The organism is Paenibacillus sp. FSL L8-0340 (assembly GCF_038593145.1).
In the GTDB taxonomy this organism is placed as follows: Bacteria; Bacillota; Bacilli; order Paenibacillales; family Paenibacillaceae; genus Paenibacillus_AQ.
This window is the reverse complement of sequence record NZ_CP151967.1, coordinates 7,142,565-7,164,568: the sequence shown is the minus strand read 5'-3', so window position 1 is coordinate 7,164,568 and position 22,004 is coordinate 7,142,565. Positions and strand designations below refer to the sequence as shown.

At 49.7% G+C, this 22,004-nt stretch carries 23 protein-coding genes and 1 riboswitch; of the genes, 13 read left to right on the top strand and 10 right to left on the bottom strand.

What is annotated here, in order from left to right; all coding sequences use genetic code 11:
* Window positions 1-16 precede the first annotated feature (16 nt).
* Both NST07_RS32795 and NST07_RS32790 read left to right on the top strand, forming a co-directional pair.
* Window positions 17-307 (top strand): M23 family metallopeptidase, encoded by a 291-nt coding sequence (locus NST07_RS32795; RefSeq protein ID WP_342481998.1) that lies wholly within the window; start codon window positions 17-19, stop codon window positions 305-307.
* Window positions 308-517: 210 nt separating this feature from the next.
* Window positions 518-889, top strand: coding sequence for a hypothetical protein (locus NST07_RS32790; protein ID WP_342480797.1), 372 nt, complete (start codon window positions 518-520; stop codon window positions 887-889).
* 309 nt (window positions 890-1,198) lie between these two features.
* On the opposite strand, the gene NST07_RS32785 is transcribed toward NST07_RS32790, so the two are convergent.
* The 7 genes from NST07_RS32785 to NST07_RS32755 all read right to left on the bottom strand — a co-directional run bounded on the left by NST07_RS32785 (window position 1,199) and on the right by NST07_RS32755 (window position 6,700).
* Window positions 1,199-2,056: a hypothetical protein gene (locus tag NST07_RS32785; RefSeq protein ID WP_342480796.1), complete on the bottom strand. Its 858-nt coding sequence runs from the start codon at window positions 2,054-2,056 to the stop codon at window positions 1,199-1,201.
* Window positions 2,057-2,150: 94 nt separating this feature from the next.
* On the bottom strand, window positions 2,151-2,624 hold the full coding sequence (locus tag NST07_RS32780; RefSeq protein WP_342480795.1) for a hypothetical protein: 474 nt from the start codon (window positions 2,622-2,624) through the stop codon (window positions 2,151-2,153).
* Between the two features lie 797 nt (window positions 2,625-3,421).
* Window positions 3,422-3,760, bottom strand: coding sequence for a hypothetical protein (locus tag NST07_RS32775; protein ID WP_342480794.1), 339 nt, complete (start codon window positions 3,758-3,760; stop codon window positions 3,422-3,424).
* Window positions 3,761-3,793: 33 nt separating this feature from the next.
* On the bottom strand, window positions 3,794-4,078 hold the full coding sequence (locus NST07_RS32770; RefSeq protein ID WP_342480793.1) for a hypothetical protein: 285 nt from the start codon (window positions 4,076-4,078) through the stop codon (window positions 3,794-3,796).
* A gap of 38 nt (window positions 4,079-4,116) precedes the next feature.
* A complete protein-coding gene (locus NST07_RS32765) occupies window positions 4,117-4,392 on the bottom strand; it encodes a MerR family transcriptional regulator (RefSeq protein ID WP_342480792.1) in 276 nt (91 codons plus the stop codon).
* Window positions 4,393-4,561: 169 nt separating this feature from the next.
* Entirely contained in the window at window positions 4,562-5,404 is an 843-nt protein-coding gene (locus tag NST07_RS32760) for an aldo/keto reductase (protein WP_342480791.1), read from the bottom strand.
* Between the two features lie 90 nt (window positions 5,405-5,494).
* On the bottom strand, window positions 5,495-6,700 hold the full coding sequence (locus NST07_RS32755; RefSeq protein ID WP_341097115.1) for an MFS transporter: 1,206 nt from the start codon (window positions 6,698-6,700) through the stop codon (window positions 5,495-5,497).
* A 162-nt stretch (window positions 6,701-6,862) separates the two neighbouring features.
* On the opposite strand from NST07_RS32755, the gene NST07_RS32750 reads away from it, so the two are divergent.
* The gene (locus NST07_RS32750; protein WP_341097114.1) at window positions 6,863-7,234 is read left to right on the top strand and encodes a winged helix-turn-helix transcriptional regulator; all 372 of its coding nucleotides are present in this window, start codon (window positions 6,863-6,865) and stop codon (window positions 7,232-7,234) included.
* A gap of 151 nt (window positions 7,235-7,385) precedes the next feature.
* Entirely contained in the window at window positions 7,386-8,066 is a 681-nt protein-coding gene (locus NST07_RS32745) for an S-layer homology domain-containing protein (RefSeq protein ID WP_342480790.1), read from the top strand.
* A gap of 122 nt (window positions 8,067-8,188) precedes the next feature.
* Here the strand turns inward: NST07_RS32745 and NST07_RS32740 are convergent, their stop codons facing one another.
* From NST07_RS32740 to NST07_RS32730, 3 genes are all read right to left on the bottom strand, one after another.
* Window positions 8,189-9,364 (bottom strand): ATP-binding protein, encoded by a 1,176-nt coding sequence (locus tag NST07_RS32740; RefSeq protein WP_341380104.1) that lies wholly within the window; start codon window positions 9,362-9,364, stop codon window positions 8,189-8,191.
* Between the two features lie 52 nt (window positions 9,365-9,416).
* Window positions 9,417-12,833 carry a response regulator gene (locus NST07_RS32735; RefSeq protein ID WP_341097110.1) on the bottom strand — a complete coding sequence of 1,139 codons (3,417 nt, stop codon included), beginning with the start codon at window positions 12,831-12,833 and terminating at the stop codon, window positions 9,417-9,419.
* A 164-nt stretch (window positions 12,834-12,997) separates the two neighbouring features.
* Complete coding sequence (locus tag NST07_RS32730) at window positions 12,998-13,540, bottom strand: hypothetical protein (protein WP_231578353.1); 543 nt, start codon at window positions 13,538-13,540, stop codon at window positions 12,998-13,000.
* A 219-nt stretch (window positions 13,541-13,759) separates the two neighbouring features.
* Window positions 13,760-13,863: riboswitch (purine riboswitch) on the top strand.
* 195 nt (window positions 13,864-14,058) lie between these two features.
* On the opposite strand from NST07_RS32730, the gene NST07_RS32725 reads away from it, so the two are divergent.
* The 9 genes from NST07_RS32725 (at window position 14,059) to NST07_RS32685 (ending at window position 21,974) form a co-directional block, all read left to right on the top strand.
* Window positions 14,059-14,676: a xanthine phosphoribosyltransferase gene (locus NST07_RS32725; protein ID WP_341097108.1), complete on the top strand. Its 618-nt coding sequence runs from the start codon at window positions 14,059-14,061 to the stop codon at window positions 14,674-14,676.
* Window positions 14,670-15,965 carry a nucleobase:cation symporter-2 family protein gene (locus tag NST07_RS32720; RefSeq protein WP_341097107.1) on the top strand — a complete coding sequence of 432 codons (1,296 nt, stop codon included), beginning with the start codon at window positions 14,670-14,672 and terminating at the stop codon, window positions 15,963-15,965. The genes NST07_RS32725 and NST07_RS32720 overlap by 7 nt, the downstream gene beginning before the upstream one ends.
* 343 nt (window positions 15,966-16,308) lie before the next feature.
* Complete coding sequence (locus NST07_RS32715) at window positions 16,309-16,527, top strand: hypothetical protein (protein WP_179091750.1); 219 nt, start codon at window positions 16,309-16,311, stop codon at window positions 16,525-16,527.
* A 22-nt stretch (window positions 16,528-16,549) separates the two neighbouring features.
* Window positions 16,550-17,251 (top strand): hypothetical protein, encoded by a 702-nt coding sequence (locus NST07_RS32710; RefSeq protein WP_342480789.1) that lies wholly within the window; start codon window positions 16,550-16,552, stop codon window positions 17,249-17,251.
* The gene (locus NST07_RS32705; protein WP_341097105.1) at window positions 17,248-18,465 is read left to right on the top strand and encodes a glutathionylspermidine synthase family protein; all 1,218 of its coding nucleotides are present in this window, start codon (window positions 17,248-17,250) and stop codon (window positions 18,463-18,465) included. The genes NST07_RS32710 and NST07_RS32705 overlap by 4 nt, the downstream gene beginning before the upstream one ends.
* Window positions 18,458-19,120, top strand: coding sequence for a signal peptide protein (locus NST07_RS32700; RefSeq protein ID WP_341097102.1), 663 nt, complete (start codon window positions 18,458-18,460; stop codon window positions 19,118-19,120). The genes NST07_RS32705 and NST07_RS32700 overlap by 8 nt, the downstream gene beginning before the upstream one ends.
* Complete coding sequence (locus NST07_RS32695) at window positions 19,117-19,509, top strand: DUF350 domain-containing protein (RefSeq protein ID WP_341097099.1); 393 nt, start codon at window positions 19,117-19,119, stop codon at window positions 19,507-19,509. Before NST07_RS32700 ends, NST07_RS32695 begins: the two co-directional genes overlap by 4 nt.
* Before the next feature lie 128 nt (window positions 19,510-19,637).
* Window positions 19,638-20,618 carry an ion channel gene (locus NST07_RS32690; RefSeq protein ID WP_341097097.1) on the top strand — a complete coding sequence of 327 codons (981 nt, stop codon included), beginning with the start codon at window positions 19,638-19,640 and terminating at the stop codon, window positions 20,616-20,618.
* A gap of 207 nt (window positions 20,619-20,825) precedes the next feature.
* Window positions 20,826-21,974, top strand: coding sequence for a hypothetical protein (locus tag NST07_RS32685; RefSeq protein WP_341097095.1), 1,149 nt, complete (start codon window positions 20,826-20,828; stop codon window positions 21,972-21,974).
* The last annotated feature ends 30 nt before the right edge of the window (window positions 21,975-22,004 follow it).

Genomic DNA, 22,004 nt, shown 5'->3' with positions numbered 1-22,004 from the left:
TTCCCTTGGACAGCCGATTCCATCATCTAAAGCTGGTAAGGTTATTATGGCCGGCTGGCAAGATGCAAGTAATCCAAGTAATCCAAGTAAAGGTTACGGCCAGTATGTGCGTGTGGATCATGGGGGCGGGTATGTGACCACCTATGCCCATTTGTCTTCGATCAATGCCCAGGTAGGGGATCAAGTATCTGCGGGAACTGTGATTGGAGGATGTGGATCAACAGGCACTAGCACCGGAAACCATCTACATTTCGAGATCATTATCAACGGTAGAAAGGTAAATCCGTTGCCGTTTGTTGGGGGATAGGAATGTGCTAAATGAAAAGATCATTGTACGGGTAAGGGATCCGTACCTGGATACGAGGGCAAGACTGTAGGTCAGGTTTATGAGATGATCAAGGGCATCAGTAAGATGTTTGAGGTTAGGGCCGGACGCAGTTCCATAGAAACAGACTCTATATATTTAAACACAGACGATTCAATTTCCTGGCATGGGTGCTTATGAGGGGGAGAATACATGTTCAAGGCATATAGATTTATAGAGCGTGGGGGAAAGTATTTTCCACCTGATTTGGTAGAGACAGCCGAGGACGTATACCAATACGTCCAAGCTCATAAAGAGCAATATCCGGAAGTTCGCATTACTGCCGATTATGACAATTATATTGCTGTTCAAGCGTTCAACGGAATTATTACCTTTCCGAAAAAATGGGCTTTGCTGGAGGTCAAACAAAAGTACATCGATGAGCCGGTATGTTTCAACTCAGACGCTTTTAAACAGGCTTTGGAGCGCTCGGGGTTCCCTATCGAATCAAATATAGACTTTACTGTTCTTGCTGCACAGCGCTATTTAACGGAGTTGTATGAAAGCATAGAAGGTGAAGATTAAAGCGTGAGCGCCTGCATGGGGGATGCTACCAGTTCTAAGGCGGCACACGCCGCCGCCCAAGAACCGATACGCACCACTGCAAGGGCCAATTGTTTTTGGCATGTGTGAAGTCTTTGCTGCAAGTCGGATTTCTAACGTTCTATTTGCAGGAATATTTTATCGCCGGTACCAGCTTGATACTGCTCATGCTGGTATTTCGTTTATGTACTCGCCTTACATCTGGGCCTAGATTGGATTTAACGCATTTTAGTCCAAGCATATATAAACAAAGCAGCAGCTCATAATGAGCCGCTGCTTTTTTACACTGTATTAGCTTTCGTAAATATTACCAGATCCAGTGCCTAGACCGCCATTAGAACTAATTCTAATTTTGGCGTTAGAAATTCTATTAGTGCTTAGATTTATGATTCCATAGTATTGTGGATTACTCGTATAGTGTTGACCATATATTGTTTTTTGACCATACCATTGAACAGAACCGCCAATCTGAGTTATGATTTCATATTTGACGTACCAACTATCTGTTGAACCAACCCAATTACTAACTTCTTGATATCCCATAATAGAAACCCAATCATTGGACGTGTTGAACGTATCAGACCCGATAAGATCGTTTCCGGCCCAGTTATAGAAGCTGTAGTAATCTAACATTGTGGCACGTGCAGTTATCAATCCAGAGTTATCTATATACTGTGTGTTTTCATCAAGAGGTTTAACTTTTCCGTAGTCAGGTGAACCCTGATCAGCATTAACCTCATGAGGAATCAAGACTACTTTCCACTCATTGTCGATTTTTTTCACTTCGTAAGGTAACGGCGGAAGAACTGTATCTACTGTCGTGAACTGAACAGACAAATCAACTTCAGAATTACTAACTTCTGTTGAGTTAACTATTTCAAAATCAACAACTGGAGTATCGGTTTCTGCTTGTAGTATATAAGCAGACCTACGTTCTGTATCATTTGCATAACTAGGTTCAACAGATTTTTGAATCCGTCCTTCAATATCTTTAGAGATATAGGATTTAAAGTAGTCTGTAGCTACCTGTGTTGCTTCTTCTAATACCTGGGAAGATGACTGGGAAGGAGAGGCACTAGCGGCGGGAACGACTGTAACCATTAAAAGCAAAGACATTGTTAAAATTTTTACTTTTTTCAATACTTTCAAAAAAATCCCTCAATTACTATAATTTTTCATTACAAAGTATAGTATAAACGGTGACTTTATTTTTTAAAAGGAAATTTAATCCATTTGTTAATTATTAATCCATAAATTGTATAGCGTGAATCGGTGTACCTTTAGTGACTTCACCTGTCGCTGTGTTGATTTCTAATGGCTCTACTAAAACCTTCCATCCATTTTCGCTTTTAAAAACTTTAAATGGGAGTGGTGGTGACTGTTCATAGCTTTGTCCTGCATACTTTTGAACTACATAAAGTTGAACTTCACTACTGCTGATCTGCTTGCTTTTCACAATTTCATATCCAGTAGTAGGATTGGTTTTGAAATCCTTTACATATCCTTCTTCACGACTTTTCTCATCCAGATAGTTTGTATCTTTTGAATAAAACATCATTCCCTCTGCATCCCTAGCGATGTAAGCATCAAAGTAGCTAGTTGCTGCATCCATTGGAGTTTGGGCAACGCCCTTTTCTTCCGTTGTAGTGGATGCCACTAAAATTGAACCAGCAACAACTCCAGCTAGTAAAAGTGATACTACTTTTTTTCCCTTCATGAATAAAAGCTCCTTTTCAAGGTTATACTTCCAGAATTTTCTTTAGATCTAGTAAATATAACGTGACTAACAACATGGATGAACGACGAATCTTGTTTAATTCTATCCCTCCTAATTTTCTTGGATTTAGAAGGTCATTCTAAGTGACCTCACCTCACTATTATACCAATTTTTACTCATTTTGTAATACTATAGTTAATTGTTCCTTCAAGCTTCTTACTCAGGTCTTCCCCAGCCGCTTTTCACCAGCTTAGAATATGTTCGTACACATGCAGTAGAGCAAGCAGCATTATCAGAAGAGGAAGCTTCTTATCCCGTGCTTATTTTCTCCCATGGGCTGCATGGATATGAGAGTCAAAACGATGCAATGGGATGCGAAGAAACACGCATATGGCGGACCATCATGGAAGACAGCTCAAATCATATATAACTGAGGGTAAGATAAGCGCTCCTGGATTGTCGGGGACGCTTTTTTTCATTTACTGTTTACGTTTCAGGTAGAGCAGCTCGTGGCCAGGGCTACATCGTGGTTGGCATTAATCATACCTACAGCAGTCTGGCTTCAGTTTTTCCTGATGGCAGGGTTGCTTTGTTTGACTCCAAGGGAGGAAGGGGTTTGAAGAGCTGCAATTTGATTTTATGGACAAGCTCAATCAAACATGGGTGAGGGATGTTAAATTTGTACTGGATGAGCTGGAAGCCCTTAATGGAAACGATTCGCATGATCGCTTTACGGGACACCTCGATCTGGAGCGTCTTGGAATGTTCGGACATTCCTTTGTGTGTGCCGGTTATGGTTATTTCTTGGCCAATAATGCTTGCATGCCCTGCATCAACAGTTCCATTCCACCCGTAATATCTTGCCACTCCGGGTTTACAAGGGTACAGAGCTTATTAAATCGCAAAGTTCGCTCCGTTACGGAGTCCAGCAGATGCCGGGCTTGTCTTGGGATGAACTCGTCAGGCTGACCAAGCTCCTCCACATTTGCATATAGTAAAAGAAAGTTATGTGTAAGGGTCTGGACTGCAGGGCTGCTTGGCGGCCATTGGCGTTGGATAGCTTCTAGGGTGCGAAGGCGGATTTGCTCCATTTGCCCAATCCAATCGTGGGCTTGATGCTGGGGATGAAGCGCCATACGGAAGAATGGAAGCTCACAATTGGCTAGCTCCTACATATAAGTTGAATCGTTCATCAATTTCTGCAGCTCTATCCATGCTTGTGTCTGGCGGGCGGTTAGCTTGGACTCCTTCATAATGTACTTGTTGAAGAAATGCATAAATGATGCTTGCCAATCTTCCGGCAGATCCTCTAACAGCTTTGTCTCTTCTATTTTATTATTGATAAATTGTTGGCGTTTTACAGAATGGGCAGAGCGTGAAGCAACCAGCTCGGCAATATAATGCATGGAATCCTCTGAGCTATTATGAGTGGTGCGTTGTCTCGCTTGTTTCAAAATAGCGAGCATCGAGGAGATCGCACCAAACTCTACCTCTAATGCATTTGCAGGTTTAGAGCCTCTGTCATGCTGAGTTCTCCTGAAATCATTTTTCGTATATCTTCAAGGCTGAAATTAACATAGCGCAAGGTTCCAATAAGCTCCAATGTCCATAAATCTGCAGCAGAGTATAGCCGATGCCCTCCTTCAGTGCGTTTTGAAGGCCGCAGCAGGCCAATTTCATCATATAAATGAAGGGTTTTAACAGTAGTGTTAACCATGGAAGCAGCCTGCCCGATGGTGTAGGTAGGTTGATGCTCGGTAGGGGTCATTGCAATTCACCTCATATGTTATTATACATGCCCCATTCGTTAGGCATTATTTGGCGGATTATTTCCGGTATCTGAAGGAGAAATATAAAACGACGGCAGTCTAGGACTTTATCCTTGTCCATGGCTGCCGTCGTTTCTTTTATTATAGCGATTCTAGCTCGGTGTCTGCTTAGAAATCAAAGTTATCGGGATCCGGACCGACCCGCTCATCGCGGTTCAGCCCGTCAATCCGGCTCATGTCTTCATCGCTGAGCTGGAAGTCGAACAAAGCAGCATTCTCGATAATCCGCTGTTCCTTCGTTGACTTCGGAATCGTGATAATGCCATGCTGCAAGTCCCAGCGCAGGATAACCTGTGCTACGGATTTGCCGTATGCGGCGGCGATTTCCTGCAGTACAGGCTGCTCCAGCAGCTGTCCCTGCATGAGTGGCGACCAGGCTTCGATCTGGATGCCCTGCTCCTTGCTGAAGGTTCTCAGGGGCTGCTGGGACAAGTACGGATGCAGTTCCACCTGATTGACCATCGGTTTGATTCCGGCATCCTGCATGACATCCTCCAGATGATGAATCTGGAAGTTGCTGACGCCGATCGCTTTGACCCGGCCCGCTGTGTACAGCGTTTCCAGCGCCCGCCACGACTCTTTGTATTTGCCCTCTACCGGCCAATGGATGAGATACAAATCCAGATATTCCAGGCCCAGCTTCTCCAGACTGGCCTCATAGGCGGCAAGTGTTGCATCGTAGCCGAGATCAGCGTTCCAGACCTTGGAGGTGATGAACAGATCTTCACGCTTCAGTCCGTTATCGTTCATAGCCTCGGCTATCGCCTGGCCAACGCCCCGTTCGTTCTGATAAGCAGCAGCGGTATCAATGCTGCGGTAGCCGTGGGCAATGGCCTGTTTCACTGACAGTACCAGTTCCTCCCCGTCGGCGACCTTGAAGACTCCCAATCCTAGCCAGGGCATCTTCACGCCGTTCTGCAGTGTAGTTGTATCCTGTAAATGCTGTGCCATCATATAATAACCTCCAGAATGTAATGTGATTAGTGATTTGCAGTTTGTACTTTGTGTATTTGAAACATGATTGAATGGAGCGGCAGGTGATCAGGCGGCTTCAGTCTGAAGTGTAAGCTCATCTTTTCGTTCCAGCGCACGGCTCCAGGCGGTAAGGATTACAGCGCCGAATACCATGATTGATCCTACCCATGTGGTATGAATCAGGCCCATATGATCGGTGACAAGCCCTCCAAGGTATGCTCCGATGGCAATGCCGGCGTTAAAGGCGGCAATATTGACAGCAGAGGCGATATCTCTGGCGCTTGGCGCATACCGGTCGGCGAGCATTACAACAAAAACCTGCAGGCCCGGTACGTTCATGAATGCGAGCAGCCCCATGAAGAAGATGGTGATCAGTGCTGCGGCCTTAAAGGGTGCCGTGAAGGCCAAGACCAGCAGAACGACAGCCTGCAGGGCGAACATATAGAACAAGGCGTTCATCGGCTTGCGGTTCGCCGCCTTGCCGCCGATCACATTGCCGATGGCAATGGCGATGCCGTATACCAGCAGAATGACGGCAACCGTCTTTTCCTTGAAGCCGCTGATATCATGTAACAGAGGCGATAAATAGGTGAAGACGACAAAGGTGCCGCCGTATCCCAAAGCTGTAATTGCAAAAGCGAGCAGCAAGCGGCCATTCGTCACCAGCTTGACCTGGTCGCGCAAAGGCGTCTTCGTGCCTTTGCGCAGACCGGAGGGAACGAGAACCAGGTTCCCGATCAGTGCGGCGATACCGGTAATGACTATGGCGATAAAGGCAGCCCGCCAGCCAAGCTGCTGCCCGAGGAATGTACCCAGCGGCACTCCGGTTACGGTAGCAACCGTAAGTCCGGTGAACATCACCGAAATGGCGCTGGCCCTGCGGTCCTCGGGCACGAGATCGGCAGCAATGGTTGAGGCAATGGACATAAACAGGCCATGTGAGAGGGCCGAAATGACCCGTGCGGTTAGCAGCACGGCAATTCCGTCAGCGGCAGCGGCCAGACTGTTGCCGGCAATGAACAGAAGCATCAGCGCCAGCAGCAGGGTTTTGCGTGAGACCGCCGTGGTCAGTGACGTTAACACGGGTGCGCCGAAGGTAACGCCCAGCGCATATAGAGTGACGGTCAATCCCGCTGTAGTTACGGATATATGCAGGTCATCAGCAATGAGCGGCAGCAGGCCGACACTGACAAACTCGGTTGTTCCTATCGCAAAGGCGCTGATTGCCAAAGCCAGCAGCGCCAGGGTGCTTCTTCTTTTATCTAAGGACATGTTTTCCACTCCTACAGTATGGTAATCACCGGCCGGTAAGTGCTATTATGGATTACCAGGACGTTAAAGGATAGTACGTACTTTTTAGTGCTATAGGTACTAAAAAGTACCCGCAGGTGTATTTGAAGACAAAGCTCACCAAACTTTTCAGGAGGAATCCTCATGGCTAAAAAATATAATATTTCCGTGGAAGCAACGCTGGAGGTGATCGGCGGCAAGTGGAAATGCGTTATTCTTTGCCACCTGACCCACGGCAAGATGCGGACAAGTGATTTGAAGCGCCATATGCCGAATATTACACAGAAAATGCTTACCCAGCAGCTCCGGGAGCTGGAGCAGGACGGCATCGTCAACCGGATCAGCTACAACCAGGTGCCGCCAAAAGTGGAATATGAGCTCAGCGAATACGGCTTATCGCTGCGGTCGATTCTGGATTCCCTCTGCGCTTGGGGGGAACAGCATATCATCAGGGAATATGGCGATAAATTTGCCGTTCTGGAGGACAATGTGCTGAACCACAAAAAGGCAGACTGAACAGCCCCGGCTCTGTGCGGAAATGACGCATTGAGCCGGGGCTGTCCTACGTTCCAATAGCAGCAGATGAACTGCAACTTTTGATAATCGGCTCCGTCTGGTAGAAAGAAGGCACAATTAAGCAAGTAAACCTACCGTGAGGTGAGTAGACATGAATAATCATACATTCAAACAGCTTGTGCTGTCCGCAGCGGCAGTACTGACATTGACTTTTGCCGGGCAGAGCTTTGCCGCCGCTGCTTCTTTTCAGGATCTGGCCGGTATCCCGGCTAAAGCAAAAATTGAAGAGCTGCAGCAAAAGGGGATTATTCACGGGGTCACTGATAGTAAATTCCTGCCGAATGCTCCGGTTACCACTGCCCAAGGCATTCAACTATTCGTCAATGCCCTGGATCTTAATATCGACATGGTTCGCTTCATCAAAGCCCCGCAGGCGACGGACTATTTCCCGAATGCCAGCAATACGGCCTGGTATGCGGATGCGCTGATTATCGCTGCCAATAACAATATTGGCCTGCCGGCAGATTTGGACCCTGCGGAGAACTGGACGCGGGAAGAGTTCACCTATCAGCTGATGCTGGCGATTGAGAAGCACAGCAACCTTCCGATGATCAAGCTCATGCCGGTGGATATTGCCGACGAAGCTGATTTCACGGGCGGCTACGACGGCTCCCTTCAGCGGGCACTTGCCCTTGGAATCGCCAGTCTGGACACCGCAGGCAAATTCCATCCGGCCAAGGAGATTACCCGCGCAGAAGCAGCGGAACAGATCTACAATGCCCTGGAATATATCGCTGCCCATCCGGCTCCTGCCGGTGGATACGCTGAATAAGTAAGCGCCGGATAACGGGATCGCACTCTCTTTTACAATTATAGAGCCTGCCAGACTGACAAAAAACCGCAAGCCTCCAAGGAATGGAGTGATTGCGGTTTTTCTGTGTTCCCATAAGCGGACTAATCCGGCTGGCCTTCGGTAACCTGAATGGTGAAAATGAATACGGCGCCCTGTTCGATGCCTTGTTTGGCATAGATGGTGCCGCCCATGAGTTCAACCAGCATTTTGCAGATGGACAACCCAAGGCCGGTTCCGCCGAACTTGCGGTTGATGGTCGCGCCGATCTGTGTGAAGGGCTGAAATAAATAACCCATTTTATCCGCCGGAATGCCGATGCCCGTATCTTCAACCACAAACTCCAGCTGCAGGACCCCATCCAGCGATTGTCTGAGACGGGTATGTACCTTTACACCGCCGCTTGCCGTGAACTTGATGGCATTGCCAATCAGATTGTTCAGGACCTGTCTAAGACGGTTCGGATCGCCAACCAGCAGTGCGGGAATCGCCGGGTCGATATCCATTTCCATACTTAAGTTGCGTTCTTTGGCGAGTGCCCTGAACAGATCCATCGTTTCTTTCAGGCAGGCATGCAGGTTGAACAGCTCGTAGTCCAGCTCCATTTTGCCAGATTCAATCTTTGTGAAGTCGAGAATGTGATTAATTACGGATAGAAGTGCGTGACCGCTGGTATGAATAATTTCTGCCATTTCCAGATCGTCTGTCTCCAGCTCTGATGTTCTGAGCACATCCGACATTGCAATAATTCCATTCAAGGGGGTGCGGATTTCATGGCTCATCATGGCCAGAAACCCGCTCTTGATCCTTAGGGCAACCTCAGCAGTCTCCTTCAATTCTGTAAGGACGACATTTGCCGCTTCCAGCTCCTGTGATTTGATCTGCAGTTCCTTATGGGTCTTATATAGGCGGACAAAGCCGTCTATTTTGCTTTTCAGGACAATGGGATGGAAGGGCTTGGTCAGAAAATCAATCGCTCCCGCCGTGTACGCCATCATATAATTCTCCAGTTCGGAGGTTAGTGCGGTTAGAAATATAATGGGGATATCCCGCGATTTCTGGCGCATTTTAATCCGCTTGGCCGTTTCGAAGCCATCCATGTCCGGCATCAGCACATCCATAATAATCAGGGCGAATTCCTGCTCCAGCAGGCATTTCAAGGCATCCATACCGGAGCTGGCACCAACTAGACGATAAGGAGTGTCTGCAAGCAGCGCCTGAACGGACAGAAATTCATCCGGACGGTCATCAACAAGTAAAATATTCACAGGATAATCCATATTTCCTCCCACAGCCAGCTAAAATTTCTAAAATGTGAAGTTTGTCTGGTAATTATTGAATTAACCACACCTTCAGTACAGTAACCAGCTGGGTGGTATTAATCGGTTTGGAGATATAATCGGAAGCGCCGGCCTGCAGACATTTAACCCTGTCTTCTTCCAGAGCCCGGGCGGTCAGGGCAATAATCACAAGCTGGTCATACTCCGGCATGGCACGGATATGCTTCATCGTCTCGTACCCGTCCATCTCCGGCATCATAATATCCATAAATACAAGCTGGGTCTCGGGATGCTGCTCCAGATGCCGTAACGCCTCTTTGCCGTTCTGGGCAAAACTGATATCCATATTATAACCTTCCAGGACACTTGATAACGCAAAGATATTGCGCATATCATCATCCACGAGCAGGATGCTCTTCCCGGCAAAAGCCGCCTCCGGATTATGCAGCTTCTCGATCAGGCGCTGCTTGTCCGGCGGCAGATCAGCATGCTTGCGGTGCAGGTACAGCGCGGTTTCATCGTACAGCCGCTCCATGGAGCGCACGTTCTTGATGACAATGCTCTCGGCATAATGCTTCAGACGTTGTTCATCGCCCTTGCTGAGGTCCTTGCCCGTATAGATGATGACCGGCAGGGTTTGCAGTTTGCGGTTGGTTTTGACCTGCTCCAGCAAATCGAAGCCGCTGATATCCGACAGGCCCAGATCAAGGACCATGCAGTCAAAATGATGGCTTACCAGCTGCTCCAATGCTTCCCGTCCTGTCCCCACTGCGACAATGCGTACATCGGGATGCCCGATGAACTCTACAAGGCTGCTGCGCAGATCCTTGTTATCCTCAACAATTAGCAGGCTTTTAACCGGCCTTCTGATATAGGTTTCAATCTGCAGGAAGGCAGCTTCCAGCTCGGCCTGATCGCTGGGTTTCTTCCAGAAGGAGAGTGCGCCCATGGCCAGGCTCTGCTGATTCTCTTCTGCGGTTGAGATCACATGCACCGGAATATGACGCAGCTCCGGCCGGCTCTTCAGGCGGCTGATGATTGACCAGCCGTCAAGGACGGGAAGATGCAGGTCGAGCAGGATGGCATCCGGCTTGTAGGCATGTGCCAGAGCGAGGCCCTGATCGCCCTGAAAGGCGACGATCGCTTTAAAGCCTCTGCTGCGGGCCAGCTGCAGCAGAATGGCCGCGAACTCGGCATCTTCTTCAATGATCAGGAGGAGCGTGTCATCGCTGAGCAGATTTCCCCGGTCATCCTCCATTTCTGCGAATTGCAGCAGCTTCGGATTGGATATGGAGATATCGGGCACGAAGGATTCCCGGAAGGCGGTATTCTCCCGGCTGCTGGTGTCCGGATTGAGAAGCTCACTGCTGGCGGCAGCTGCGAACGTCGCAGCTGCCTGGGCAAGAGCGTTACCCTCCGGCTCAACAGCGGGAATAGCCAGGGAGAAGGTGCTGCCTTTGCCTTCTGTGGATTCAACTTCAATTCTTCCACCTAGCATGGTGGAAAGCTCGCGGCAGATGGTCAGGCCAAGACCGGTTCCCCCATATTTGCGGCTGGTTGTGCCGTCCGCCTGCTGGAAGGCCTCAAAGATGCTCTCCAGCTTGGATTCGGGAATCCCGATACCGGTATCGCTGACGGAGAAGACCGCCTCATTTCCGCTCATGCGGATAGATAGAGAGACGGAGCCCTGCTCCGGAGTGAATTTAACAGCATTCGATAACAGATTGTTGATGATTTGCTGCAGCCTGTGGCCGTCGGTCATAAGATGGTCAGGCAGCCTGCTGTCACAATGGACATCAAAGCGGATATTCTTTTTCTTGGCCTGCTGCTCAAAGTGGCGGAACAGGTGGTTGCTTAGATCATGCAAGGAGACCGGTTCAAGGACAGCGGTCATCTTACCTACCTCAAGCTTGGCCAAATCGAGAATCTCGTCGATCAGCTGCAGCAGATCTTTGCCTGCGGAGAAAATGGTATGCACATATTCAAGCTGCTTAGGGCCAAGATTGCCTTCTTTGTTCTCGGCAAGAATCTGCGACAGAATCAGCAGGCTGTTCAGCGGAGTGCGCAGCTCATGCGATACATTGGCTAGAAATTCTGATTTGTACTGGGCGGCCATGAAGATTTCTTCCGCCTGGGTTTTGATCTCTTCTTTTTGCTGCTCGGTAAGTTCGATTTGCTGCTGCAGGTGAATATTTGCTGCCGAGATCTCTTCAGTCTGCGCTTGAAGTTCTTCGGTTTGCGCCAGCAGCTCGTCGGCTTGTGCCTGTATTTCTTCCTTTTGCCGTTCGGAAATCTCCATCTGCTTATGCAAATCCTGGTTGGAGGCAAAAAGTTCTTCCGTCTGCAGCTTTAATTCATCGGCCTGGGCCTCAATTTCGGCTTTTTGCTCTTCCGTCAATTCCATCTGCCGCTGCAGCTGCTCATTCGAGGTCAGCAGGCTGTCTGCCTGCATCTGCAGTTCTTCTCCCTGCGCCTGCAATTGCTCGGTCTGTGAATGCAGCTCACCGGTCTGTGCCAGCAGCTCTTCGGTTTGCGCTTCGAGCTCCTGCGTCTGGGCCTGCAGTTCCTCCGTCTGGGCCTCCAGCTCTTCCTTCTGCAGCTGGGTTTCACCCAGCAGCTCCTCGATTCTGGCCACGTCTGCCAAAGTATTGATCAGCACGCCCATGTTCCGGCCGGTCCGTTTAATCAATTCGTAGTCTTTGTCAGCCAATGTGTTCAGGGTAGCCAGCTCGACCACGGCGACAACATCCTGCTCATAAATAACAGGAACCAGGATCAGCGTAGTCGGGGCAGCTTCACCCAGTCCGGAATGCACGCGGATGTAATGCTCCGGCAGATCATGCAGCACGACCATCTTCTGATCCAGTGCGCATTGTCCAACCAGTCCGCTGCCAAGCGCAAAGGGTTCGCGGCGGCTGGCGGCTTCATCGAAGGCATAACCGGCGGTGAAGTGCAGCTTGTCCCCTTGCTTCAAATAGACCGCTCCGTAGGCTCCGCTGACAGCGGCACTCAGCTTGCCGATAAAAACCCGGGCTGCGGTCTCTAAATGTACCGATCCCTGAAGCATCAGGGCCATTTCTGTAACTTGGGTATTGATCCAGGCCTGTTCTTCGGCTTGAAGGCGCAGGCTGCGTTCTTCTGTGGTCTTGTGCTCCAGATTAACGGCTAAAGCGTGAAAGGAATGCGCTAACTCCCCGAAATCATCTCCAGTTTCGGGACTGATTGCGGAGGAATCGAGGGTGCCTTGCGCAATATCTACGGATATCTTCATAATCCTATCCAGACCCCGGCGGATGTTCCGCTGGATACTCATCATGAGTCCACTTCCAAGAATAATGCCGGCTGCACCAAATGCTAAAGACAGGAGTAGAGGAACCCCTTCAAGATAAATTATAGATACAGCAATCATGCTGCTGAGAAAAAGGATAAAGGCAGATGATGCTAACCAAACCCGTTGTTTTATTGTCATGCTCGCCCGTCCTTTGTCTAGTTAGTATCACGAATCACCTTTAATTATACTTTTAATAGAGAGGAGGCGATAGGGGAAGGCGAGAGAAAACGCCGGCTAATCCGCAAAAAGAACAGGATTTACTGGCGTTATTCTCAGATTTCTCTATGAATTGCGGACAAAAGTTAACGGGACCGTCTTCTTCTCTGGCGGTGCTTGGCTGAACCCCTGTTCAGGGCATGGCCTCCAGCGCCCCCGCCGACCGCCTGCTGCTGGCGTGTATAGGGGCTGTCGATGGCAGAGTTGGTTCCGCCCGTACTGTATGTTCCGCCGCCGCTGCCTACCTGTGTGGCCGATGAACTCATGCTGCCTTTAGGGAGCTTGACCGTCTGGTTGTTGATGACAACGACGATCTCCTTGCCGCGGGGACAGATCAAAGGGAGAGGATGTTTGCCTCCGTTTCGTCCTTTGCTCCCCAGGTTAGCGGCATCTCCCCCAGCGCCGACGCTCTGCTGCTGGCGTGTATAAGGGGAAGCAATGGCCGCATTGCTTCCGGCTGCGCTGCTTCTTCCCGCACCGCTGGCAATTTGGGTGGTATTGGCTGCGTTGGTGTACTGATTATTGATGACAAATACGAGCCGGTCTACTCCCGCCAGCGGCGTCCGTGTAACAATCCGCCGTTTTCCTTTTTGAATGATAACGACAATCCGGTCCTTTTGTTTGGCCACCCGTATCGTTCCTCTCTGAGTAGTTTTCCTTATCATAAATGCATGGGGGCGGAAATCGTGAGCAATACGGGCGGAGTGTGCTTGGAAACAAACGCTTGCCTAATAGGACGATTGAAAACATGTGTATTTCATGAAAACATGTCATAAATGGATGAAATAATGCTTAAAATTTTACTTGTAAGGTTCAGACAGAGCGTGTAAGATATACAAGGTATTTACTATGACATTTCATAAACAACTCATATAATCTTGGGAATATGGCCCATAAGTTTCTACCGGATAACCACTGTAATTATCCGACTATGAGTGAAATAGCGCGTCTAGGGTTCCGTTTCTTGTGCCGCGGCAGAAGAAGGGCTGGTCCAAGCGATGCGGACACTGCTTATGTGTTACACCACTTAGGGACAAAAACCCAGAGGGACAGATTCACTTGAGAAACACTCAAGGGGATCTGTCTTTTTTATGTCACGATTCAAAGAATTCATCAAATCATATCAAAGGAGCGATCACCCGCAGTAATGAAAATATTAGAGGAACGCATCAGAGAAGAGGGCTTGATTCTGTCGGATACGGTGCTGAAAGTGGACTCGTTTCTGAACCATCAGGTGGATACGGAGCTTGCGCTGCAGATCGGGCAGGAATTCAAGACGATCTTCGGGCATCTGCCAGTTACGAAGGTGTTGACGGTTGAGGCCAGCGGAATTCAGTTTGCGATGGCGGCAGGCATTGCCTTGAAGGTGCCATTCATCTATGCCAAGAAGAAGAAAGCCATCACACAGTCGGAGGACGTCTATTCGGCCCCGGTGCATTCCTTTACCCGTCAAGAGCACTACCGGATCAGCATCTCGCAGAAATATCTGGGCCCGGGCGACAAAGTGCTGATCATCGATGATTTCCTGGCTACGGGCGCTGCTTTGGTGGGACTGGCTGATATCGTGGAGGAATCCGGTGCAGAGCTGCTTGGCGTAGGCTGCGTGATCGAGAAGAGCTTTCAGGAAGGACGCAGTTTGCTGGAGAAAAGAGGAATCCCCGTGCATGCCTTGGCACGAATCGCTTCCATGGCGCCGGGAGAAATTCATTTTATAGACAATACTGCTGATATTAAAGAAATGATCAAGGAGAGTGCAGGATGTTAAGCAAACAAAAAGTCTTCGCATTAGGACTCCAGCATGTGCTGGCCATGTATGCCGGCGCGGTCATTGTGCCGCTTGTTGTCGGAGGGGCGCTGAACCTGAATGGAACACAGATGGCCTACCTCATCGCTGCGGATTTGTTCACTTGCGGACTGGCTACGCTGCTGCAGGTCATGGGCAGCAAATATTTCGGCAGCGGCCTGCCGGTGGTGCTGGGCTGCACCTTCACTGCGGTTAGCCCCATTATTGCTATCGCCTTGGATTCCAATCTGGCAACAGCCTATGGTGCGATTATTATATCGGGATTATTCGTTGTGTTTGCCGCCCCGATCTACGGGAAGCTGCTGAAGTTCTTTCCGACCGTGGTAACCGGCTCTGTAGTGACCATTATCGGGCTGTCGCTCATTCCGGTTGCTATGAATAATGTGGCCGGCGGGCAGGGACAACCTGATTTCGGAGAACCCCGTAATTTGCTGCTGGCCTTAATTACGCTGCTGGTGATTCTTGCTGTGAACCGGCTGACAACCGGGTTCTTGCGTTCCGTTTCTGTACTGGTAGGTCTGGTTGTCGGGACAGCTATCGGCTATTTTATGGGCATTGTACATTTTTCAACTGTCGGTTCTGCCTCTTGGATCAGCGTGGCCCAGCCGTTCTACTTTGGCTGGCCCGAGTTTAACGTTACGGCCATTTTCACGATGATTATCGTAAATATCGTATCCATGGTAGAATCAACCGGCGTATACTTTGCCGTAGGCAAGGCTACAGACCAGAAGGTTGAGCAGAAGCAGATTGTCAACGGCCTCCGCTCGGAAGGTCTCGCGATAATGCTTGGAGGGCTGTTTAATGCCTTCCCGTATACTGCATTCTCCCAGAACGTCGGACTGCTGTCATTGACCCGTGTCAAGACGCGGAATGTGATTTTTGCCGCCGGCGGTATCATGGTTGTGTTGGGGTTGCTGCCTAAATTGGCCGCTTTAACCACAATCGTGCCGAATGCGGTACTCGGCGGGGCAATGATCGTAATGTTCGGTTCGGTCGCGGCTTCCGGGATGTCGATCCTCTCCGAGGTCGATCTGCGCAAGGATGGCAACCTGTTGATTGCCGCCTGCAGCATCGCTGTCGGCCTGGGCTCGGCGGTATTGCCCTCCATGTTCGACCAACTGCCGGAGTTTGCCAGAATGCTGCTGCAGAATGGTATTGTTTCCGGGTCGCTTACTGCGATCATTCTGAATCTGTTCTTATCCAAAACACAGGATAATACAGCTCCTGCCGCCGTGCAGGATGCACAGTAATTCCAATATGCACCTCTAATAAGAATTACAGCCGGTTCCGAAATAAATGGAATCGGCTTTTTTTAGAGAGGGGGAGGAGGTATGCTAAAATGTTGGCAGCGTATTCCCGGGAGTCTGCTGCTGGTATCCCTATTTGCCGCTGCTTTCGCGGCTGCTCAAAATATACGGAACCGGTCAGACTTCCATTAACATATTTTCGATTGCCAATATTATTCCAATACCCTAGAATTTACTTGGACCCAAACAGATAAAATAGATAGGGATGGACTGCGGGCTCATGAAACGAAATTGTGCTTACAGCGTATCAGAAGCATAAACAGCTATCAGGAAAGAAGGGTAATAAGTGGATAATGGAATGAAAGTCATCCTGTTTGAAAAAATGCCGGAAGGCGACCTGCGTGTCATCGAGGAACGTACCTGGAGCATGAATATGATTACTGCCCTGGAGCATGTCAATTATATTGTAGTGGGCAGCCGGGAGTATGAGGCAGTGGAAGGACGGCTGAACGTGGACGAGGGAAAGCTGGAGCTTTTGCTGGTTCCGATGCGTGCTGAAGGATAAATTGTCAGGAAAGGAGGGGCCCATGTTGGGAAAAGATGAAAATGCTAAAGAACCCGCCGTGTCTAAACTATTCAATGCTGAAGGCAAGCCGCTGCGTGTATTGTCCACCTCGCTAGGGATTGCGCTGCTGGCCAATGCACTGTTCGTACCGGGCGGGGCGGGTGCCAGCGGCAGCTCAGGCGAAGAGCCGAAGCTTGTCTCCTGGTCCACCGAAGAGGTCAAGGCTTATTTTGATAAAAATGTAGACTGGAATATTCCGTACCCGGAAGGGAATGTGGAAGAGACCGTGCAGGAGGGCAGCGGGGTGGTAACCTCCGGCGGGACAACCGTCATTAACAATTATGGCGGTTACAGCTCGGGTTTCGGCTGGGATGATATGCTGCTGTATCACATGCTGTTCAACAGCGGCTCATTCTACTCCTCCAGAGGCTGGTACAAGGACCGGCCGACCTATTACGGAGGTACCCGGACTACCTACAAGCCGCCAACCTACAACAGCGGCAGCTTCCAGAACAAGAAGGTAGCCGGATCAGTGGCAAAACCGAAAACCTCTACTTCCTCCACCGGCTCCATTACGAGAAGAGGGACATCCTCGAAGAAAGGCGGCATTGGGGGCACATCCAGCGGTTTAGGTTCCAGCGGTTCAAGCTCCAGCAGCAAATCAAGCTCCTCGAAATCAAGCGCCGGCAGAAGCTCCAGCAGCAAGAGCGGTTTCGGCGGATGAGTTCTGCAGAGAGTGTCTTTCAATTTGTAGATCAATCCGGTCTGGAACGGGCGCCAAGAGTGGAGAAGCTGCATGAGCTTGGCTTCACCTGGGCAGACCTGGAGGATGAAGAATACTGGCTTGATGCCGTTGCGGTGATGCGCGGCGAGACTTACCGGGAACTTGAAGAAGCCTCGGTCAAGCTGTGGGCTATACTGGACAAAACAGTCCGCTATGTCCACCGTAGACATGACCTATATGATTTGCTCGGCATTCCCCCCGTCCTGTGGCAGATGCTTGATGAATGCCCGCTGCCGGAGCCGGGCCGCATCAGCCTTTATGCCCGGTTCGATTTCGCCGTGGCGGACAACGGGACGATTAAGCTGCTGGAGTTGAATGCCGATACGCCTACCGGTTATGTGGAGGCCTCCATCGCTACGCCCTGGATCTGCGAGCAGGCGGGAATCGCCAGCCCCAATGGAGCGATGAAGGGACTTCTTGCGTCAGCTTGGGGCACAGAACGGCCGGACACGGCGGCTTGTGTCGCCTACGGTTCCCATCAGGAAGACTCCGGCACGATTGAGGCGCTTGTGAAGCACAGCGGTCTGGATATCAAGTGCGTGGATTGTCTCGATCTATGGATTGATGAAGGGACTGTACGGGATGGAGAGGACAGGGTTATTCAGCGGATGTTCGCGCTCTATCCCAAGGAATGGATGGCGGTAGACGAAGGCGGCGATGCGCTCGCTTATGCCGTGGAGAGTGGACAGCTGGAGTTGTTCAATGGACCGCACAGCATCCTGCTGCAGTCCAAGGGATTGATTGCAGCGGCATGGGGGATGTATGAGCTGGGGCTGCTGTTTAGTGAGGAAGAGCGCGAGGCGGTTTCCCGCTATATTTTGCCGACCTACAATAAGCCGGTGTTCTCCGGGAGTTTTGTCTCGAAGTCTGTATTCGGCCGTGAAGGCGGTTCTGTACGTCTCTTCGATGACAACGGCACACTTGAGCTGCAGGACGAGGAAGGTTTTGACAGCAGTACAATATTCCCTACCGTCTATCAAAAAAGAGCCGAAATGGCCCGGATTCAGACAGCCGAGGGGGAGTTTCATCTGCTCACCGGCATGTTCGTCATTAACGGGAAACCTTGTGGCCTGCTCGGGCGGGCAGGCGGACCGATTACAGGCAATGCCAGTCATTTTATCGCGCTAGGAGTGAGGGAACTTGGAGATGAGTAAAAGTAGAAAGGTGCGGACCGGGCGCTTCGGGGTAATTCGGCTGGGCGCGGTCCTTGGAATACTACTGTTGTCGGTGCTGCTGAGCGCATGCTCAAGCAATGAGGACAGTGTGTTTCATACAGGTACTCCTGCAGCGGAAACAACGGACAGTGTATCCCGTGTGCCGTGGGATTACCGGGTAGTGGAGAGCACAGTGGGTGATTTGATCGGCAGCGACATGACAGTTTTGCCGGATAATGAGCTGCTCCCGAACGATGGCAACTATGCCACTGGAGACAAGATCTGGACGCTGCAGTTCATGGATGCCGAGTTGATTACAGATGCTGACCAGAAGAATGAGATCCGCCTGTCCGCCTGGTCCACGCTTAAATCGTATGGAGACCAGAAGACGGCTGCAGAGGATCTGAAGAATCTTAAAGTATCTATTACCACCGATGTGGATCTTGTCGGGGTCTATAAGACCAAGTTCAAGGAGAAGACAAGAAACTTCGCCGTGCTTGAGCTGCCTTCCGGCAACCGGATCAAGCAGCCGATTGACGACAAGCGTTATACAGCGCTGGAGAAAGAGAAGACAGCTTCCGTGGTACTGGAGGAAGTGCATGATTTTGCCGACTATGATTCGGCTTATGCGAAATTTCGGGGGTGGGCCAATTGACGATTGTTATTAATTTGATAGTCAGCGTTCTGACTATTATTCTGCTTCAGGTGCTTGGCATGGTTGTATTCGGCTTGATGACTCCGTTCAAGGATATGGAGGAATTGAAGAAAGGCAATGTGGCTGTAGCTTTGGCGCTGGGAGGCAAATTTCTGGCCACAGCGATCGTACTGGGCGTAGCGGCATATACGAATACTTCTATCTGGCACATGATGTTATGGTTTGCGGTAGGTTACGTCTGCCTGATCGCCGCTTATTGGATCTTTGAACTGCTTACTCCCAATTTCAGGATTTCCGAACAGCTAGAGCAGGGGAATGTGGCCGTAGGCACCATGCTCTGCCTGGTATTCATCGGAACTGCCTTTGCCGTCAGCAGTCTGATTATTTAATTCAGCGGGCTCCCTGTAGGAGCCGGCAGACTAAGGCTGCGCGTGCCGGGTCACGGTGCGGCAGCCCTATTTAACAGCGGAAGCGGGGCGGAATGGTGCATTTTTTACTCAGAGTATCCGGAAAGCTGATGCGTCTAAAGAAGAAGTCAATTGGGCTGATAATCCTTTTTTTTATTGTTCTGAGCGCAACCATCGCGTTTATTCTGGAGCCGGGTACATTTCATAACTGGTTCAACGCCTTCTATTGGGTCATGACTACGATGGCCACTGTTGGATACGGTGACTTTTTTGCGACTTCGGTAATGGGAAAGCTGTTCACCATATTTTTGTACGTGTTCGGCATCGGCCTGCTCAGCTTGGTCATCGGAAAGATTGTTGAGGCCATGGGAGAGGTGCAGAGAAGGAGAGGAGCGGGAACCTTGAGCTTTCACGCCGCAGATCATATTGTATTGATTAATTGGAGCCGCAAAACGCAGGCAGCCGTCGAAGAGATTCTATGCTACACACCGAAATGCAAGATCGTCATTATTGACGAATCAGGGCGTCATCCGCTGGAGCATATGGAACAGGTTCATTTTATCAGCGGTGATGCCTCCAGTGATGAAATTCTGCAGAAGGCCAATATTCATGGAGCCAAGGCAGCTATTGTGTTCGGTGACAACCGGATCGACGAAGCTTCGCTGATTGACGGCAAGTCGCTGCTGATCGCTTCGAGCATTGAGCGGCTCGCCCCGCAGGTACATACTACTGTAGAGATTATGCAGGAGAAGAACATTCGGAATTTCCGGCATGTTCAGGTGAATGAGTTCGTGCTGTCGCATGATGCCATCTCCAGATTGGCTGTGCGTTCCGCACTGCAGGAGGGGAATTCGGAAGTCATCACTCAGCTGCTCAGCCGCCAGCATGGCGACGACATTTATGAGATTCCGCGGAATGCCGCTTGGCAAACCTATGGAGATGCCTTTCAGGATCTGCTTTCGCGGGGAGCAACCCTGCTGTCTGACCACGGCGACCTGAGCATCAACCGCAAGCTTAATCAGCCCATTCCGCAAGATGCCAGATTATATATTGTGTCGGATGAGGAGACGTACCGGAGAATTAAAGGATAGAGCCATTATATGCATAAAAATGAAGCTGCCCGGGCCGGTAAATGACCTGTAGGGCGGCTTTTGTCTATTCGGCGCATAAAATGTAAATATTTAGATATTTTTTATTGGTTTGACACATAATGATCAACATTAATCTACATTTAGTGACTTATATTACCGTTATAATAGTATCGAAACCTTAATGCTATCTCTAAAGGAAGTGATAGATTGGGAAATAAAAGCGTTCAAGCCGCGGCTATTATGCTGTCTCTATGTGTATTGGCCTCCTGCAAAAGCAATGGGGAGCAGCCGATATCTTCCCCGGAGATCAGCACGGGTTCTCTGCCTTCATCCCCTACTCCGTTAAGGACCCAACCAGCCGTCCATATAGATAAAGAAGAACAGGAGTTGTACACATTTATTGCTAAACAGCTTACGGGTCCTTATGGCGTCTATACAAATTTGCAGGACACCGGCCAGACGGCAGAAGTTGCCACTGGCCACGAAGTGCTGAGCGAGTCGGCTTCACTCATGATGAGGATCGCCGTACTGAACGGTAATAAGGAGCTGTTCTCCTCAGAATGGGCAAAGGCGAAGCAAACGTTCAGTATAGAGGGCGGTTTCAGCTATCGCTATAGTCCGAAACTCCAAAAACAATACCCCCTTAATGCCGCCGTTGATGATTTACGCTTAATCGGTGCGCTATATGCAGCAGGAGACACCTTTGACAACAAGGAATACACGAATGAAGCAGCCGAATATTCTAAGACTTTTTACCGGAATAATGTAAAAGATGGATATATGTACGATTTCTATGACAATGATCTCCGGGTAACCAATGACTTTGTTACTTTATGTTATATTAATCTGGATGTCTTGCAAAATTTGTCGATAGATGACGAAATTCGCGGAATTTTATTACACAACATGAACACAATTCTCGAGGACGGGTATTTGTCAGATGAGTTCCCGTTCTATGAAACGAGATTTAATTATAAGACAGGAAACTATAGCTCGGAAAAAATCAATACGGTGGAATCGCTGCTGAGTATTCTGAATTTGGCTGAGGTGGACCGGCAGAAACCACAGAGTATCCGCTATATCAAGGAGCAGGTAGAGGCGGGAACGCTGTACGGGCAATACACCAGGGACGGCCAGCCGGCCAATGATATCCGCTCCACGGCAATTTATGCCCTTACGGCAATAATTGGCGCGGAGATCGGCGACGACTCTCTTTATAGCAGAAGTATAGAAAGAATGAACGAATTTAGAGTTACGGATACAGGGAGTGTCCTATACGGCGGGTTCGGAAATCCTGAGACGGGACAAGCCTATTCTTTTGACAATCTTATGGCCTTACTCGCTTATTCCTACTAATTTTAATCTAATAGTAACGAAGGTGAACCC